We start from the raw sequence: 15563 nt of genomic DNA, 5'->3' as shown, positions 1-15563 counted from the left end.
CGCCGATGATCACAAGACAACGGCTGGCGGCGGGAGTCTGTACTCTGCTCGCCGCTCTGGCGGCCGGGATCGCGGTTCCCGCCGATGCCGTCGCCGACGAGACCACTCCTCAGGACCCGCCCAAGGTCAATCTCGTCCTCGACGTCAGCGGCTCGATGCGGGCACGGGACATCGACGGCGACAGCCGGATGGCCGCCGCGAAGCAGGCCTTCAACGAGGTCGTGGACGCGACACCGGAGGATGTGGAGCTCGGCATCCGGACGCTGGGCGCCAACTACCCAGGAAACGACCGCAAGACAGGGTGCAAGGACACCGCGCAGCTCTACCCGGTCGGGCCGCTCAACCGCGACCAGGCCAAGGCGGCCGTGGCGACCCTCCAGCCCACCGGCTGGACGCCGATCGGCCCCGCTCTGCTGAAGGCGGCGGACGACCTGGAGGGCGGCAACGGCCCCCGTCGTATCGTCCTCATCACCGACGGCGAGGACACCTGTGCCCCGCTGGACCCCTGCGAGGTGGCCCGGGAAATCGCGGCCAAGGGCGTGGGTCTGACCATCGACACCCTCGGCCTGGTGCCCGACGTCAAGCTGAACCGGCAGCTGAGCTGTATCGCCGAGGCGACCGGCGGCACCTATACGTCGGTGGAGCACAAGGAGGAACTCTCCGGCAAGGTCAACCAGTTGGTGGACCGCGCGGCGGACAAGGTGGTCACTCCGGTCGCCGTGGACGGCACCGATCAGTGCAGCGCGGCGCCTTCGCTGAAGTCCGGTCTCTACACGGACCGTGAGGAGTTCGGCCGGCACCGCTACTACCGTGTGGAGCTGGAGCCGGGTCAGGAGCTGCGTGCCTCGGTGAGCGTCGCCGACGACCGTCAGGTGGCTCCCGACTACGGGGTGACGCTGCGGGCGGTCACGGAGCACGGACGGGAGATCGTCCGCGGTGAGGCCACCGGCACGGGCCGTACGGACGTGCTGTCGACGGGCCTGCGCTATCCGAAGCCCGAGAGCGACGACGAGAGCACGCCCGCCGAGACGGTGTGCCTCGAGGTCGCCAACTCCTTCTCCCCGGCGGCCGGTGTCAAGACCACGCCGGGTCTGCCGCTGGAACTCACCGTCGATGTCGTCGCCGGTCCCGACCGGGCGTCCGACGTGGCCTCCTTCGGTCTGGGGCGCGGCTGGTGGCTGCTCGGCGCACTGGTGCTGACCGGCTTCTTGGCGGGTCTGTTGTGGGGCTGGCTGTCGCGCTGGCGGTTCGCGATCTGGAGGACCAACTGATGCGTTTCCCAAGAGCTTTGAGCGCGGCGGTCCTGCTGCTCGGCATGGCGGTGTCCCCGGCGGTCGCCGACTCCTCGCCCTCCGCGAGCCCGTCCGAGGACGACGGCGCCCCCACCTCGGCGGGCACCTCGTTCCGTACGGCGACGGAGATCGAGCAGGGGCAGCAGGCCACGGCCAACGCCTCCACGGGTGACTATCTGTACTGGTCGTTCCCGGCGGACGCCAAGACACGGCCCACCGTGAAGGCGACGGTGAAGTTCACCTCGTCGTCCCGCAACGGTGGGCAGACCTGGCAGCTCGATGTGTACGACGGTCTGCGCCGCCGCCAGGCGTGCCAGTACGGGACGCAGACCCGCACGGCGGCCACGGAGGCGGCCTCCGTGGAGCTGGCCTGCACCCTGCGCACGGTCCGCGCCTGGTCGGAGCCGTGGGCCGACGACCCGCTGCCGGGTACCTACTACATCCGGGTGACGGCCGTGGGGGTGGGCGCGGGCGACCTCGGGCTTCCGGTGGACACCGAGGTCCGGGTGGAGTCCAAGGACATCGGCGGCGCGGCGGCGGTGGACGGTTCGCTGGCCGAGCCGCTGGTGCCGGGCATCGCGACCACCTCGCAGGAGTCCTCCGACTCCGAGGCGCCCAAGCTGTTCTCGCTCAAGCCGGGTGGCGGCTGGTCGTCGGGCTGGTGGTCCGACCGCTGGGTGTGGACCGGGATCGGCGGCATCCTCGCGGCCCTCGCGGGTATCGGCGGCTATGCGCTGACCCGCGGCTCGGGCCGCCCGTCCCGCATACCGCCGGGCGTCTGAGCCCCGAAGCCGGTGGCGGAGGCCCGTCGCGCCCTGTGGGGCGCGGCGGGCCTCCCGCTTTCGGCCGCCGGGGCACCGTGTCCGGCACCGAGAGCGCCGCTCCGGAGGCGCCGCTTCCCTCAGCCGGCGCGCAGCGCCTTGGCAAGAGGCCCGCCGCCCGAGACCTCGACGCGTCCCGCCTCGACGGCCTGACGGAGCGTCAATCTCCCTCCGCCCAGGTCTGTGCAGGTGTCCGCGTCGAGAGCCAGCAGGGCGTCGGGCTCCTCGGGGGCCGCTCCGTCGCCGTAGACCGGGCCGTCCGGGGCGCCGAGCCGCAGATGGAACCGGCCCTCGTCCAGCCGGACTTCGACCAGTCCCTCGCCCTCCCTCTCCAGCAGGCGCAGCAGCGGCAGGGCGAACCAGTGCGCCCGCACCGCGTCCGTCGGCCTGCGCTCGGCCAGCGCGGGGGCGCCCCAGGTCCCGAGAGCCTGCAGCACGGGCAGCAACTCCATGCCCCGTCCGGTGAGTTCGTAGACGGACGCGGCCCCGGGCGGCGGCAGCCGACGTCGAGTGGTCAGGCCGTCGCGCTCCATGTCCTTCAGCCGGGACGCCAGGACGTCCGTGCTCACCCCCGGCAGATCCGCGTGCAGATCGGTGTAGCGCCGCGGTCCGGCGAGGAGTTCACGGACGATCAGGAGGGTCCAGCGGTCGCCGACGGCATCGAGGGCCCGGGCCGTGGAGCAGTACTGGTCGTAGCTTCGGCGAGGTGACATGCGACGCAGTCTAGACATGTTGTTGGACTTTCCAAGCTGCTACTTGGTAAAACCAAGCAACACCAGATACCGGAGAGGATGCGGCGCATGGAGTTCCGGCAGTCGAGCAAACTCAGCGAGGTCTGTTACGAGATCCGCGGCCCGGTGATCGAGCACGCGAACGCGCTGGAGGAGGCGGGCCACAGCGTGCTCCGCCTGAACACCGGCAACCCGGCGCTCTTCGGTTTCGAGGCACCGGAGGAGATCCTCCAGGACATGATCCGGATGCTGCCTCAGGCGCACGGCTACACGGACTCGCGGGGCATCCTCTCCGCCCGCCGCGCCGTGGCCCAGCGCTACCAGGAGCGGGGCATCGAGGTCGGCGTCGACGACGTCTTCCTGGGCAACGGCGTCTCCGAACTGGTCTCGATGGCCGTCCAGGCACTGTTGGAGGACGGCGACGAGATCCTCATCCCCGCCCCGGACTTCCCCCTGTGGACCGCGGTGACGACCCTGGCGGGCGGCACGGCGGTGCACTATCTGTGCGACGAACAGTCCGACTGGTACCCGGACCTCGACGACATGGCCGCGAAGATCACCGACCGCACCCGGGCCGTGGTCATCATCAACCCCAACAACCCGACGGGCGCGGTCTATCCCAAGGAGATCGTCGAGGGCATCCTCGGCCTCGCCCGGCGCCACGGCCTGATGGTCTTCGCGGACGAGATCTACGACCAGATCCTGTACGACGACGCCGTGCACCACTCGGCCGCCGCCCTCGCCCCCGATCTGGTGGTGCTCACCTTCTGCGGGCTGTCCAAGACCTACCGGGTGGCGGGCTTCCGCTCCGGCTGGCTGGTGGTCACCGGCCCCCGGCAGCACGCACGGGACTATCTGGAGGGCCTGACGATGCTGGCCTCCATGCGTCTGTGCGCCAACGCCCCCGCCCAGTACGCGATCCAGGCCGCACTCGGGGGCCGCCAGTCCATCCAGGAACTGACCGCCCCGGGCGGCCGGCTGCACGAACAGCGCGACCGCGCCTGGCAGAAGCTCAACGAGATCCCGGGCGTGAGCTGTGTGAAGCCGAAGGGGGCGCTGTACGCCTTCCCCCGCCTGGACCCCGAGGTGCACCGGATCCACGACGACGAGAGGTTCGTCCTCGACCTGCTGCTGCGGGAGAAGATCCAGGTGGTCCAGGGCACCGGCTTCAACTGGCCCAACCCCGACCACTTCCGCATCCTCACCCTCCCGCACGCGGACGTCCTGGACACGGCGATCAGCAGAATCGGCCGCTTCCTGAACGGCTACCGGCAGTAGCGACCGCCGCCGACCGTCGGCGTAAGACCGGTCACACGCCCCGCGCAGGGTTCCTCACCGGCGCGGGGCGGCTGCGTACGGTGGGACGGTATGCAGAAGCACGACAGCGCGACAGCGGGACAGGGAGGGCAGGCGTGGGCGATCTCATTCTGGTCCGGCACGGTGAGACCGAGTGGTCGCTGTCCGGGCGGCACACCGGGCGGTCCGACATCCCTCTGACCGAGAACGGCCGGGAACAGGCGCGTCGGCTGGCTCCGCTGATCGCACGGCATCGCATCGCGGCGGCGTTCGTCAGCCCCATGCAGCGGGCCCGGGAGACGGCCCGGCTGGCCGGGATCGGCGGGGCGCGGGTGGACACGGATCTGTCCGAGTGGGACTACGGCGGGTACGAGGGCGTCACCACCGTCGAGATCCACCACACCCGGCCGGACTGGTTCCTGTTCACGGACGGCGTCACGCCCGGCCCGCCCGAGTTCCCCGGGGAGGGCCCCGAGGAGATCGGGGCGCGCGCGGAGCGGATGCTCGCGAAGATCGACGCGGCGCTCGGCGACGCGGAGGGCAGTGTGGTCGTGGTCTCGCACGGGCACTTCCTGCGGGTGCTCACCGCGCGGCGGCTGGGGCTGCCCGTGGCGGCGGGCGCATTGTTCCAGCTCGCCACGGGGACGATGAGCCGGCTGAGCACGGAGCACCGCCGACATGTGGTGGCCGGCTGGAATGTCAGACCCGACACCTACTGTTCCCATGGGTCCCTCTCCGCGGGGGAGGCGGACCCCGGGGAGCCCTGACCGGCCTCCGTCCCGCGGGAAGGAGCACGTCATGACCCGACCGCCGACCACGGCTCAGCGACGCGTCATCGATGCCGCCGATCCCCTGACCGGGCGGCTGCGGGGGACGGACGCCCAGCTCGCGGCGCTGGTGAAGCGGGGCCTGGCCTTCCGCCATCCGCGTCCACCGCACGAGCACTTTCTGACCCCGGCAGGGCATCGGGTGCGGGAGACACCCGCGGAGGAACCGGCGCAGCCCCCGGCGCCCGCGGAGTCCGGGGTGTTCGCCGCACGCGTCGGCGGTGAGGAACCGTCGGACACCACCCCCGCCCGGCTGCGGGAGGTGCACGGCGCCTGGCAGGGCCTGCTGGAGCTGCGCCGGATGACCAACCCGGGCGGCGCCAGGGACCGTCCCTGCGCCTGGGAGCGCGCGCATCTGGTGCGGGCCGCCGCGCTCGCCCTGGAGGCGGCGGGGCACCGGCCCGCGACCGGGGACGGCGACGGCTACCGGGTGCGTACGACCCCGCAGCCGGAGGCGGTCGCCGTGCACCAGCCGGACGTCGGGGCCCTGCGCGCCTGCGCGGCCACGCTGGAGGAGGCGGGCTGGCAGGTGAGCGAGCACACGGAGCCACGAGGCCGCACACGCTATGTACTGGCGTCGCCCCGGCGGGCATGACCTGGCGCCCCGACAAGCGACGTTCCCCCCGAACGCGGCGGACCCGCGGCGCCCTACGCGTCGAGCTGCTCCGGCCGGTGCTCGGCGTCATAGCACGCACGCGCCTCGGCGATCGCCACCCGGTGCCGCTCCGCCCAGTCGGTGAGGGACAGCAGGGGCCGCGGCCGTACTCGGGCCCGGGGCTGTGTCCTCCGCACGGCACTTGTGACACCCCCGTGACAGAGGGAGTGACCCCCCTCACAGTCCGGGCGGTCCGCGCCCTGGTGAGGTGGGCGGATTCATCTCACCGAGGGGGAGGATCCTCATGCTCGTGGGTCTCGCGGTCTTCGTGCTCTGCGGCATCGGTGCGCTGATCGCCCTGTTGGGGGTCATCGGGGTGGCGCTCCCGGGCCGGCCCCAGCCCTGGCAGAAGCATCTGGTGCACCGCGCGGCCTGGCTGACCGCGTCCGCCGCCGGCGCCGTCTACGGGCTGGGGCTCGCCTCCGTCCTGGCCTCCGAGCACGAGTTCGGCAACGGTGCCGACTCGATACCGGCACCCGCGTGCCGCGACGGCTTCGACGAGGCCACGGTGCAGTACCTCAGCCACCACCGGGCCTCCTATCTGCCCCTTCGCTTCGACTGCGTCCGCGACGACGGCACCGTGTACGCCAGTTCCCCCAGCTACACCTGGCTGAACGGGCTGTCGTTCACCCTCGCGGTGTGCTGCGCGCTGCTCGTCATCGGCGCGGGCTATGCGACGGAGCTCCGCGCCCGGAGGGAGGCGCGCGTTTCCGCCGGTACGGAGGCGCCCCGTTCCGCCGCCGACGCGCAGCGGTGAACCGCCCGGACGCACCGGCGCCGCGCGCCCGTCCGCAGCAACCTCAAATCAACCTCTGAACCCCGGCCGGGAGGCTTCAACTCCCCGTGTGCGTGGGCAGTTTCTCCGTACAAGGGCCCGCCGGCACGGGGGCGGCGGGCCCTGCGGCAAGGGGCTGAGCGGCGGCACAGGCACGGGACCGGATGCAGGGGCCGGACCCGACGGAGGCGACCCATGGGGGTGGGACGCTCCGCAGCGCCGCCCAGCCCCTGTTCTGCCGTGTTCCGGCAGTCGGGGCCCGCCGACTGTGCCGATGACCGACGTACCCACCGGCCCCGCCGCCATGGCGCAATATCCGTGTGGCAGGGGCACCGCGCACTGCGCGAGGAGGGGTGCCGCTCGGGCACCAGGGGGGGCGGCCGACATGAGCCGGAGGCACGAGAAGGCGGCAGCACGGGCCTTCGAGGCGGCACAGGCGGCCGAGCGTGCCCGGCGCCTGCGGCGGACGACCTGGTGGCACCGCGTCTGGGGAACCGCCGCGGCACTCCTCGGTGTGGCGGCGGTGACGGCGACAGCCGTACTGCTGGCCTCGGTGCCCGGCGCGCTGGAGGACGTACGGGCGTATCGCGCGGCCCGGCCGTGCCCGTCCCCGGTGGCCCCGGCCGCCGACTGTCTGCGCACGGTCCCGGCGACCGTGCGGGGCAGGACCATCCAGGAGCGGCAACGGAACCCGCGGTACATGCTCTTCCTCGACGGCCCCCGCGGGGTCCCCGCCGAACTCGAGATGGACGGCCCGGACCCGTTGCTGAGCAAGCTCCACAAGGGCGACACCGTGACACTGACCCGCTGGCGCGGCTACACCACCGCGGTCAGCGAGGGCGGCGTCACCCAGGAGTCCGCCGACACCCCCGACGGTGAGCCGGAGGCCCTCACGGCCCTGGCGCTCGCCCTGCTGGCCGTGGGCCTCTTCGGCATGTACGCGGGCGCCGTCGCCGCCCGCCACGCGTCCCGCCATGCCCGGGAGGGGCTGCCCGTCCGGATCGAGTCGCTGGGCATCGCGACGTTCTGGGCCGCCGTGGCCGCCCTGCCCGCCGTCATGGTCGGCGATCACACCGGGCCGGTCGGCGTGGTGGTGAGCTGGCTGGCGCTGCTGCTCCTGATCCTGCTGATCGTGCTGCGCGTGGAGAGGAAGAGCCGCGGACGGCACTCCCGCCCGTATGTGCGAGCCCGGCGGAACCACGGCTGAGGGCGAGCGACCGTACGGCCGTCCCGCGGGGCGGCGCCTCACCGGGACGACGCCGCCTCGCGGGGCACCACGGGACACCGCGGCGGAATACCCGTGCGGCGATTCCGGTCCCGTGCGGCCGTGCGGCGTCGTCCGTCACGGCGGCACGATCACCGGAAGTCCTCCTCCCGGTACTCGCTTCCGGAACCCGCCGCGGTCGCCTCGCGCAGCTCGATCCGGCGGATCTTGCCGGAGACGGTCTTGGGCAGTTCGCCGAACTCCAGACGGCGGACGCGCTGGTAGGGGGCGAGGGTCTCGCGGGAGTGCTCGAAGAGGACCTTCGCGGTGTCCGGTCCTGGCTCCCAGCCGGCGGCGAGCACGATGTACGCCTTGGGGACGGCGAGGCGCAGCTCGTCCGGGGCGGGCACCACCGCAGCCTCCGCCACCGCCTCGTGTTCGAGGAGCGCGCTCTCCAGCTCGAAGGGGGAGATCTTGTAGTCGGAGGCCTTGAAGACGTCGTCGGCGCGGCCCACATAGGTGATGTAGCCGTCCTCGTCCCGGGAGCCGATGTCCCCGGTCCGGTAGTAGCCGCCCGCCATGGCCTCCGCCGTACGGCCGGGGTCGCCGTGGTAGCCGGTCATCAGGCCCACCGGCCGGTCGGACAGGTCCAGGGAGATCTCGCCCTCCGTGGCACCGGGCGCCCCGGTCACCGGGTCCAGCAGTTCGATCCGGAAGCCCGGGCTCGGCCGGCCCATGGAACCGGTCTTCAGCCGCTGTCCGGGACTGTTGGAGACCTGCACGGCCGTCTCCGTCTGCCCGAAGCCGTCCCGGATGGTGACGCCCCAGGCGCGCCGCACCTGCTCGATGACCTCGGGGTTGAGCGGTTCGCCCGCGGCGACGGCCTCGCGCGGCGGGGTGCGCAGCTGGGTGAGGTCGGCCTGGATGAGCATGCGCCACACGGTCGGCGGGGCGCAGAAGGTGGTGACGCCCGCGCGGTCCATCTCGGCCATCAGCCGGGGGGCGTCGAAGCGGGTGTAGTTGTGCAGGAAGACGGTCGCCTCCGCGTTCCACGGGGCGAACAGATTGGACCAGGCGTGCTTGGCCCAGCCCGGGGAGGAGATGTTCAGATGCACGTCCCCGGGCCTGAGGCCGACCCAGTACATCGTCGCCAGATGACCGATCGGATAGGAGACATGGGTGTGCTCGACCAGCTTGGGGCTGGCGGTGGTGCCGGAGGTGAAGTACAGCATCAGCGGGTCGTCCGCGCGGGTGGGCCCGTCCGGCTCGAAGTCGGGGGCGGCGGTGTACGCGTCCTCGTAGGCCCGCCAGCCCTCGGGGGCGCCGCCGACCGCGATCCGGGTGTAGTCGCCGGTCACCTCGTCGAACTTGGCGGTGTCCCCGGCGCGCGCCACGACATGACGGACCCGGCCGCGCTCCACCCGGTCACGCAGGTCGGCGGGGCCGAGCAGCGGGGTGGCCGGGATGACGACCGCGCGCAGCTTCATCGCGGCCAGCGCGGTCTCCCACAGTTCCGCCTGGTTGCCGAGCATGACCAGGAGGCGGTCCCCGGCGCTCACCCCCCAGGCACGCAGCCGGTTCGCCACCCTGTTGGAGCGCTCGGACAGCTCGGCGAAGGACAGGGCGACGGCGGCGCCGTCCTCCTCCACGATGTGCAGGGCGGTGCGGTCGTTCCCGTCCGCGATCGCGTCGAACCAGTCGAGCGCCCAGTTGAAGTGCGCGGGGCGCGGCCAGCGAAAGCCCCGGTAGGCCGAGGCATAGTCCTCCCGGTGCGCCAGCAGAAAGTCCCGTGCGGCACGGAACGACTCCGTCGCCTCGCTGTTCGCCGTCATGTGTTCTCCTCATCGCCGGACAGCCGCCCACGCCCGCGGCAGGCGGCGTTCGCCCGGCGGGGCGGACGTTGCCTGACGCGGCACTAGCATCGTGTAATCCGTGATAGAGGTCTCACCACCCCCGAACGGGGGTAGCCGCGACGAAGGGGTGAGCGGATGGCGGCCGACGCAGCCGAGGCGGTGCAGGTGCGCGGCGCGCTGGTGCGGCTGCGGCGGGCCACGGGGCTGCCGGTCGCCTTCGGCGGGCTCGTGGAGAACGGGCGGCGGCAGATGCGGATCAGCGAGCTCAACGGCAACGCGACGACGGCGCTCAGCTCGCTCGCCGTGGTCTCCGGCAACGGTCTGGGCGGCAAGGTGGTCGCACTGTCCCGGCCGTGCGCGGTGACGGACTACTCGGCGTCCCGGCAGATCAGCCACGAGTACGACGTGGCGGTGGCGACGGAGGGCCTCAAGTCGGTGCTCGCGGTCCCGGTCGTCGTACGGCGCCGGGTGCGCGGTGTGCTGTACGGCGCCCTGCGGACGGCACAGCCGCTGGGCGACCGGGTGCTGAACGCGGCCGTGGCGGCGGCGCGGGACGTGGAACAGTCCCTGGTCGCCCGGGAGGAGGCGCGCGCCCTGCTGGGGGCGGTACGGGAACCCGAGGCTCCCGCCGGCGCGGCCTGGGAGCGGGTCCGTGACGCCCATGGTGCGCTGCGGTCCCTGGCACAGCGGGTCGAGGACCCCGTGCTGCGGACCGAACTCCTCGCGGTCTGCGGACGGTTGGCGGGCGCGGGCGCCCCGGTCCGGTCGGCGCGGGCGGCGCACCTCGCCCCGCGGGAGGTGGACGTCCTGTCGTGTGTGGCGGGAGGCTCGACCAATGCGGCCACCGCGGAGCTGCTGGGGCTGCGCCCGGAGACCGTGAAGGCGTATCTACGGTCGGCCATGCGGAAGTTGGGTGCGCACACCCGCTGGGAGGCGGTCGTGGCGGCACGACGGGCGGGGGTTCTGCCGTGAGCCGGACCGAAGGCCGCGGGACCGCCCTCGGCCCACCCGCCCGCGCGGCCGTGTGGCACCGCTGCTGCGCACCGCCCGTCGACCACGGGTTCTCACCTCGTTCACGTCGTTGAATTCCTCTGTACAGCCCCGCTGTTGTCTGCCTCACCGCTGCTGCTGGCCGAATTCAGACGTCTCTTGCTTAGCATGGGCCAGCGAACGACACACGAAGGGGAGCGGTCACCGTGCGACGGGATTTCCGGGAGCCTGTGAGGCCCCGCCCCGACCTGGTCATCGGCCGGGAGAACCTGCTCATCGGCCGGGAGGACCTGGTGGCGGGGGCGCGGGAGCAGCTCGCCGCCGGGGGGAGCGTGCTGGTGCACGGCCCGGCCGGGATCGGGAAGTCGACGGTGCTGCGCGCGCTGGCCGAAAAACGCGGCCGCGAGGTGCACACCGTGCTGCGCTGCTCGGCGACCGAGTCCGAATCCCACCTCCCCTTCCTCGCCCTCGCCGATCTACTCGGTCTCGTCATGGACGAGGTCGCCGCACAGCTGCCCGCCCCGCAGCGCACCGCCCTGGAGTCCGCTCTCACCGGCCGCGGCGAGTCCACACTGCAACGGGACGGTCTGGCGCTGCGGCTCGCGGTGCTGTCCACGCTGCGCGCGCTCGCCGCCCGCGGTCCGGTGCTGATCGTCGCCGACGATCTGCAGTGGCTGGACCCGGCCAGCACCGAACTCCTCGGCTTCGCGGCACGGCGTCTGGGCGGCACCCCGGTGCAGCTGCTGTGCGCGGTCCGTACCCACAGCGAGCCGCAGGGCCGGGAGCACCACGGCCAGCTGGACACGGCCCCGCCGGGCACCCTCACGCTCAGAGTCGACCCGCTCTCCCGCCCCCAGACCGCCCAGCTCCTGAGCCACCGCGGCTACTCCGGGCTGCCCCGCTCCATCGTCCGGGACATCCATCGCACCAGCGGCGGCAACCCGCTGTTCGCGCTGGAACTCGGCCGTGCCCTCGTCGAGAGCCCGACACCGCCGCGCCCGGGTGAGCCGCTGCCCGTGCCGACCTCGCTGCGCGCCCTGGTGCTCAACCGGCTGGAAGCTCTCTCGGCACAGGCGCGCCGCACCCTGCTGGTGGCCAGCGCGGGGGCCCGGCCCACCCTGGCGCTGCTGCGCGCGGCGGGCCGGGAGAACGCGGAGGCGGAGACCGCGCAGGCCGCCGCCCTGGGGCTGCTGGTGACCGAACAGGACGCGCCGGGCGTGCGGTTCGCTCATCCGCTGATATCGGCCGCGCTGTATGCGCAGGCCGGTGCGCAGGAGCGGCGCGACGCCCATGCCGCGCTGTCGACGGCGGCCTCCGATCCGATCGAGCGGGCCCGGCATCTGGCGCTGGCGACCACCGGGACCGACCCCCGGGTGGCCGCACGTCTGGGTGAGGCCGCTGCCGCCGCCCGGGACCGGGGCGCCCCCTCGGTGGCCGCGGGGCTCGGGCTGCTCGCGGCCCGCCGTACGCCCGCGGACGTGCTGCCGGGTCCCGAGGCACGGCGGCTCCAGGCGGCCGAGGACGCGCTGACCGCCGGGGAGACCGACCTCGCCCGGGACATCGCCCACGATGTGCTGGACCGTGCCACCGATCCGGCGGACCGGGTACGGGCGTGGATGGTGGTGATCAACTCCGCCGGGCATGCGATGGCCGAGGTGGACGCGGCGTTCCCGCAGGCGCTGGTGGACGCGGGCGACGACCCCCGGTTGCTCACCCTGGTGCACTATCTGCTCGGCTGGCGGGCCGTGCTGGTGGAGGGGGACTTCGGACAGGCCCGGGACGAGGGCGCGCTCGCCGCGGAGCTGGCGGCCCGGGCCGGTGACCGGCGCAACGAGCTGCTGGCCCTGGCCTTCCAGGCCCACGCCGAGACGCTGATGGGGCATCCGGACGCGCCCACGACCATCGCACGCGCCCAGCAGGAGCCGCAGGACCCCCGGGTGGCCTGCGACCACAACGGCCCCGGTGCCGTGCGGTTCCGCTGGCTGATCATGAGCGACCAGCTGGCCGAGGCTCGCACCGCGGTCAGCGCGCTGCTGCGCGAGGCCCGGCGGCGCGGGACGGTCGAGGCCGAGGTGCACTTCCTGCGCGGGCTGGCCGAGACGGAGCTGCGGGCCGGACACTGCGGACGAGCTCTGGATCTCGCGCGGGAGAGTCTGCGGCTGTCCCGGGACACCGGCATCGGCGAGGCCCCGAGCGCGATGCTCGCCTCGTTCGCGGAGGCCGCAGGCGGCGAGGTGGACCGGGCTCTGGCACTGGCCCGCGAGGCGGTGGCACGCACCGAGCGGAACGGCGATGCGATCTATCTGTCGCGGGCCCTGGCCGCACTGGGCCACGCCCAGCTGGTCGCGGGGGACACGGAGGGGGCGGTGCGTTCGCTGCGCCGGGTAGGGGAGTTGGAGGAGGGGCTCGGGGTCACCGATCCGGCCAGGGGACGCTGGCACGGCGATCTCGCCGAGGCGCTGGTGCGCATCGGGGAGCCCGCCGAGGCTCAGGCGCTCGTCGACGCCGCGCGGACCCGGGCGCGCCGGCTCGAACGGTCCGGCGTGCTCGCGGTGCTGGACCGGGCGGAGGCCCTGGTCCGAGCCGGGCGCGGGGAGACGGAAGCCGCCGAACGGCAGTTGGCCGCGGCCCGGGACCGGCTGGCGAGGCTGGGCCAGGGGCTGGAGGAGGCCCGTACGGCCTATGCGCTGGCGGAGGTGCGCGCCCAGGGTCGTGGACCGGTCTCGTACGCCGAGGCGGCCCGTCTCTTCCGGCGCTGCCGGGCGATGCCCTGGCTGCGCCGGGTGGAGACGGTCGCGGCCGGCGAACCGGGCCGGCCGGCCCGGACCACGGCCACCCTCGAGTGCCTCGCCGCGACCGAACGGCAGGTCGCCGCGCTGGTGATGGAGGGCGCGACCAACCGGGAGATCGCGGCACGCCTGTTCATCAGCGTGAAGACGGTGGAGGCGACGCTCACCCGGGTCTACCGCAAGCTGGGGATCCGCTCCCGGGTCGACATCGTCCGCCTGGCGGCGGGGCAGGGCTAGCCGCAGCCACGGAGCGCTGATGAACCGTCAGGCCGTGCCGTGCGCGGGGACCGAGGGTTTTCCCTGCCCGGTTCCCTTAGGGGGTTCCCTCATTGGGAGGGGAACCCTCCGGCTTCTAGCGTGAGGGCATGCCGCTCGCCCGGGTACCCCCCACCCCGGCGGCCCCCACCGGCGGCCCGTGAGGAGACTCATGTTCGCGCCCGACCGCGCCAGAGCGACCGTCGCCGCCTGCACGGCCGCACCGCCGCACCTCCGTGGCACCTTCGCCGCGGCCCGGCCGGTCGCTCTCCCGTTCCGGACGGCCGTCATGGACGGGCCCGGCGTCCTCGCCGCCTCCTGAGCACCGCTCAGGCACAGACCAGGGGGCGTTGCGGGCCTCCACGAGCGGCCCGCAACGCTCCCTCACCATCTTCTCCCGTCCCGTCCCGGCCTCCGCGGCCCGCCGGGTCACCGTCCTGGCGACGTCACCTTCCCGGTCCCGTACGAACGGCGGACGCCCGGCCCCGCGGTGTCACGGACGAGTCGCCCCGTCCGCGACACCCCGGTCCGGGCGTCCCGTTGCGCGTACCGATCAGTCGGTGATCTCGGTCCTTCCGTTCACCGCGGCGGGCGCGGTGCCGGTCCGGCGGGACATCCCCTTCAGCAGCTCGGCGAGGTCGACTCCCGTGGTGGAGCCGAGGAGTTCGATGCCCTGGGCCACGTTGTCGGCGACCGCCCGCGGGATGCGGCCGGCACCGTCCGTGGAGATCACGGTCATCTTCTCCACCGCGCTGAGCGGCTCGGAGGCCTTGGCGACGATCTCCGGCAGCGCCCCCACGACCATCTGCAGCACCGCCGCGTCGCCGTAGCGCTCGTACGCGTCGGCCTTCTTCTCCATGGCCTCGGCCTCGGCCGCACCCTTGGCGCCGATGGCCGCCGCCTCGGCCTCGCCCTCCAGCCGGACCGCCTCCGCGATCGCGCCACGCCGGGCCCGCTCGGCCTCACCCTGCTTGAGACCCTCGATGGCCTCGGCCTCGGCCAGCGCGCTGCGGCGCTGCTTCTCGCCCTCACCGGTCAGGCGGGCCCGCTCGGCCTCACCCTGGGCGGCGGCGATCGCGGCCAGCCGCTCGGCCTCGGCCTGCTTGACGCGGGCCACCCGCTTGGCCTCGGCCTCCTGCTCGGCGGCGTACCGCTGGGCGTCGGCCGGCTTGCGGACCTGGGTGTCGAGCTGACGGTCGGTCAGTGCGGCCTGCCGCTCGGCGACCTTCTCCTGCTCGATCAGGATGTCCTGCTGGCGGGCCGCCTCGGCCAGCGGGCCGGCTGCGGCGGCACGGGCGGAGGCCTCGTCGGTCTCTGCCTTGATCTCGGCCTGCTTGAGGTAGAAGGTCCGCTGCGCGACCGCTATCTCCTCCTCGGCCTTCAGCCGGGCCTGCTCCGCGGCGCGGCGGGCCACGGCCTCGGCGATGTCCGCCTCCTGCTTGGCGCGGGCCGCCTCGGGCCGGCCGAGGTCCTCCAGGTAGGAGCCCTCGGTGGTGATGTCCTGGATCTGGAAGGCGTCCAGGGCCAGGCCCTGCCCCGACAGGCTCGCCTCCGCCTCCTCGGCCACCTGGCCGGCGAACGCCGCACGGTCCCGGATGATGTCCTCGACCGACATCCGGCCCACGATCGCCCGCAGCGCGCCGGAGAGCACTTCCTGGGTGAAGCCGACGATGCCGTCCTGCTGCATCAGGAACCGCTGGGCCGCGGCGCGGATGGCGTCCTCGGTGCCGCCGACCTTGACGATCGCGACACCGTCCAGGTTGACCTTCACACCCCGCAGGGTGACCGCGCCGCGCACCGCGACGGGGATGTGCCGCGAGGACAGGTCGAGACTGAACTTCTGCTGGACGAACGGGACGACGAACACACCGCCGCCGACGACGACCTTCTGACCGCTGTTGTCGGTGAAGACCTGACCGGTCTGCGGATCGGTGGCCTTCTTGCCCCGCCGACCCGTGATGATGAACGCCTCACTCGGCCCCGCCACCTTGTAGCGAGTGATCACGACCAGCGCGATCAGCACGAGGAGAACGACGACTCCCACCACCGCAATGATGACAGGACTCATGACAGTA

14 protein-coding genes are annotated in these 15563 nt (G+C 73.3%); 10 read left to right on the top strand and 4 right to left on the bottom strand.

The window, feature by feature from the left end:
• Window positions 1-5 precede the first annotated feature (5 nt).
• Window positions 6-1271 carry a VWA domain-containing protein gene (locus tag CP978_RS26780; protein ID WP_043444981.1) on the top strand — a complete coding sequence of 422 codons (1266 nt, stop codon included), beginning with the start codon at window positions 6-8 and terminating at the stop codon, window positions 1269-1271.
• On the top strand, window positions 1271-2074 hold the full coding sequence (locus tag CP978_RS26775; protein ID WP_043444979.1) for a hypothetical protein: 804 nt from the start codon (window positions 1271-1273) through the stop codon (window positions 2072-2074). The genes CP978_RS26780 and CP978_RS26775 overlap by 1 nt, the downstream gene beginning before the upstream one ends.
• A gap of 119 nt (window positions 2075-2193) precedes the next feature.
• On the opposite strand, the gene CP978_RS26770 is transcribed toward CP978_RS26775, so the two are convergent.
• Window positions 2194-2826, bottom strand: coding sequence for a winged helix-turn-helix transcriptional regulator (locus CP978_RS26770; protein WP_227745462.1), 633 nt, complete (start codon window positions 2824-2826; stop codon window positions 2194-2196).
• Window positions 2827-2913: 87 nt separating this feature from the next.
• Here CP978_RS26770 and CP978_RS26765 point away from each other — a divergent pair, with 87 nt between their 5' ends.
• From CP978_RS26765 to CP978_RS26755, 3 genes are all read left to right on the top strand, one after another.
• Window positions 2914-4122, top strand: a complete 1209-nt coding sequence (locus CP978_RS26765) for a pyridoxal phosphate-dependent aminotransferase (RefSeq protein WP_043444976.1) — start codon at window positions 2914-2916, stop codon at window positions 4120-4122.
• A 134-nt stretch (window positions 4123-4256) separates the two neighbouring features.
• Window positions 4257-4907, top strand: coding sequence for a histidine phosphatase family protein (locus tag CP978_RS26760; protein ID WP_052454302.1), 651 nt, complete (start codon window positions 4257-4259; stop codon window positions 4905-4907).
• Window positions 4908-4938: 31 nt separating this feature from the next.
• Window positions 4939-5562 carry a hypothetical protein gene (locus CP978_RS26755; protein ID WP_043444974.1) on the top strand — a complete coding sequence of 208 codons (624 nt, stop codon included), beginning with the start codon at window positions 4939-4941 and terminating at the stop codon, window positions 5560-5562.
• A 53-nt stretch (window positions 5563-5615) separates the two neighbouring features.
• On the opposite strand, the gene CP978_RS36440 is transcribed toward CP978_RS26755, so the two are convergent.
• Window positions 5616-5759, bottom strand: coding sequence for a hypothetical protein (locus tag CP978_RS36440; protein WP_158508353.1), 144 nt, complete (start codon window positions 5757-5759; stop codon window positions 5616-5618).
• Window positions 5760-5866: 107 nt separating this feature from the next.
• Here CP978_RS36440 and CP978_RS26750 point away from each other — a divergent pair, with 107 nt between their 5' ends.
• Together CP978_RS26750 and CP978_RS26745 are read left to right on the top strand one after the other, a co-directional pair.
• Window positions 5867-6379 (top strand): hypothetical protein, encoded by a 513-nt coding sequence (locus CP978_RS26750; protein WP_052454301.1) that lies wholly within the window; start codon window positions 5867-5869, stop codon window positions 6377-6379.
• 403 nt (window positions 6380-6782) lie between these two features.
• A complete protein-coding gene (locus CP978_RS26745; RefSeq protein ID WP_052454300.1) occupies window positions 6783-7604 on the top strand; it encodes a hypothetical protein in 822 nt (273 codons plus the stop codon).
• Window positions 7605-7753: 149 nt separating this feature from the next.
• On the opposite strand, the gene CP978_RS26740 is transcribed toward CP978_RS26745, so the two are convergent.
• Window positions 7754-9433 carry an AMP-binding protein gene (locus CP978_RS26740; protein WP_043444972.1) on the bottom strand — a complete coding sequence of 560 codons (1680 nt, stop codon included), beginning with the start codon at window positions 9431-9433 and terminating at the stop codon, window positions 7754-7756.
• Between the two features lie 156 nt (window positions 9434-9589).
• Between CP978_RS26740 and CP978_RS26735 the strand changes: the two genes are divergently transcribed.
• From CP978_RS26735 to CP978_RS35005, 3 genes are all read left to right on the top strand, one after another.
• Entirely contained in the window at window positions 9590-10426 is an 837-nt protein-coding gene (locus CP978_RS26735; protein ID WP_043444970.1) for a helix-turn-helix transcriptional regulator, read from the top strand.
• A 224-nt stretch (window positions 10427-10650) separates the two neighbouring features.
• Window positions 10651-13470: a helix-turn-helix transcriptional regulator gene (locus tag CP978_RS26730; RefSeq protein WP_043444968.1), complete on the top strand. Its 2820-nt coding sequence runs from the start codon at window positions 10651-10653 to the stop codon at window positions 13468-13470.
• A 190-nt stretch (window positions 13471-13660) separates the two neighbouring features.
• On the top strand, window positions 13661-13810 hold the full coding sequence (locus tag CP978_RS35005) for a hypothetical protein (protein WP_158508352.1): 150 nt from the start codon (window positions 13661-13663) through the stop codon (window positions 13808-13810).
• A gap of 231 nt (window positions 13811-14041) precedes the next feature.
• Here the strand turns inward: CP978_RS35005 and CP978_RS26725 are convergent, their stop codons facing one another.
• A complete protein-coding gene (locus CP978_RS26725) occupies window positions 14042-15556 on the bottom strand; it encodes an SPFH domain-containing protein (RefSeq protein ID WP_043444966.1) in 1515 nt (504 codons plus the stop codon).
• Window positions 15557-15563 lie beyond the last annotated feature (7 nt).

The organism is Streptomyces nodosus (genome assembly GCF_008704995.1).
Lineage (GTDB): Bacteria > Actinomycetota > Actinomycetes > Streptomycetales > Streptomycetaceae > Streptomyces > Streptomyces nodosus.
The sequence above is the reverse complement of the archived record's forward strand: the minus strand, read 5'-3'. Positions and strand labels throughout refer to the sequence as shown.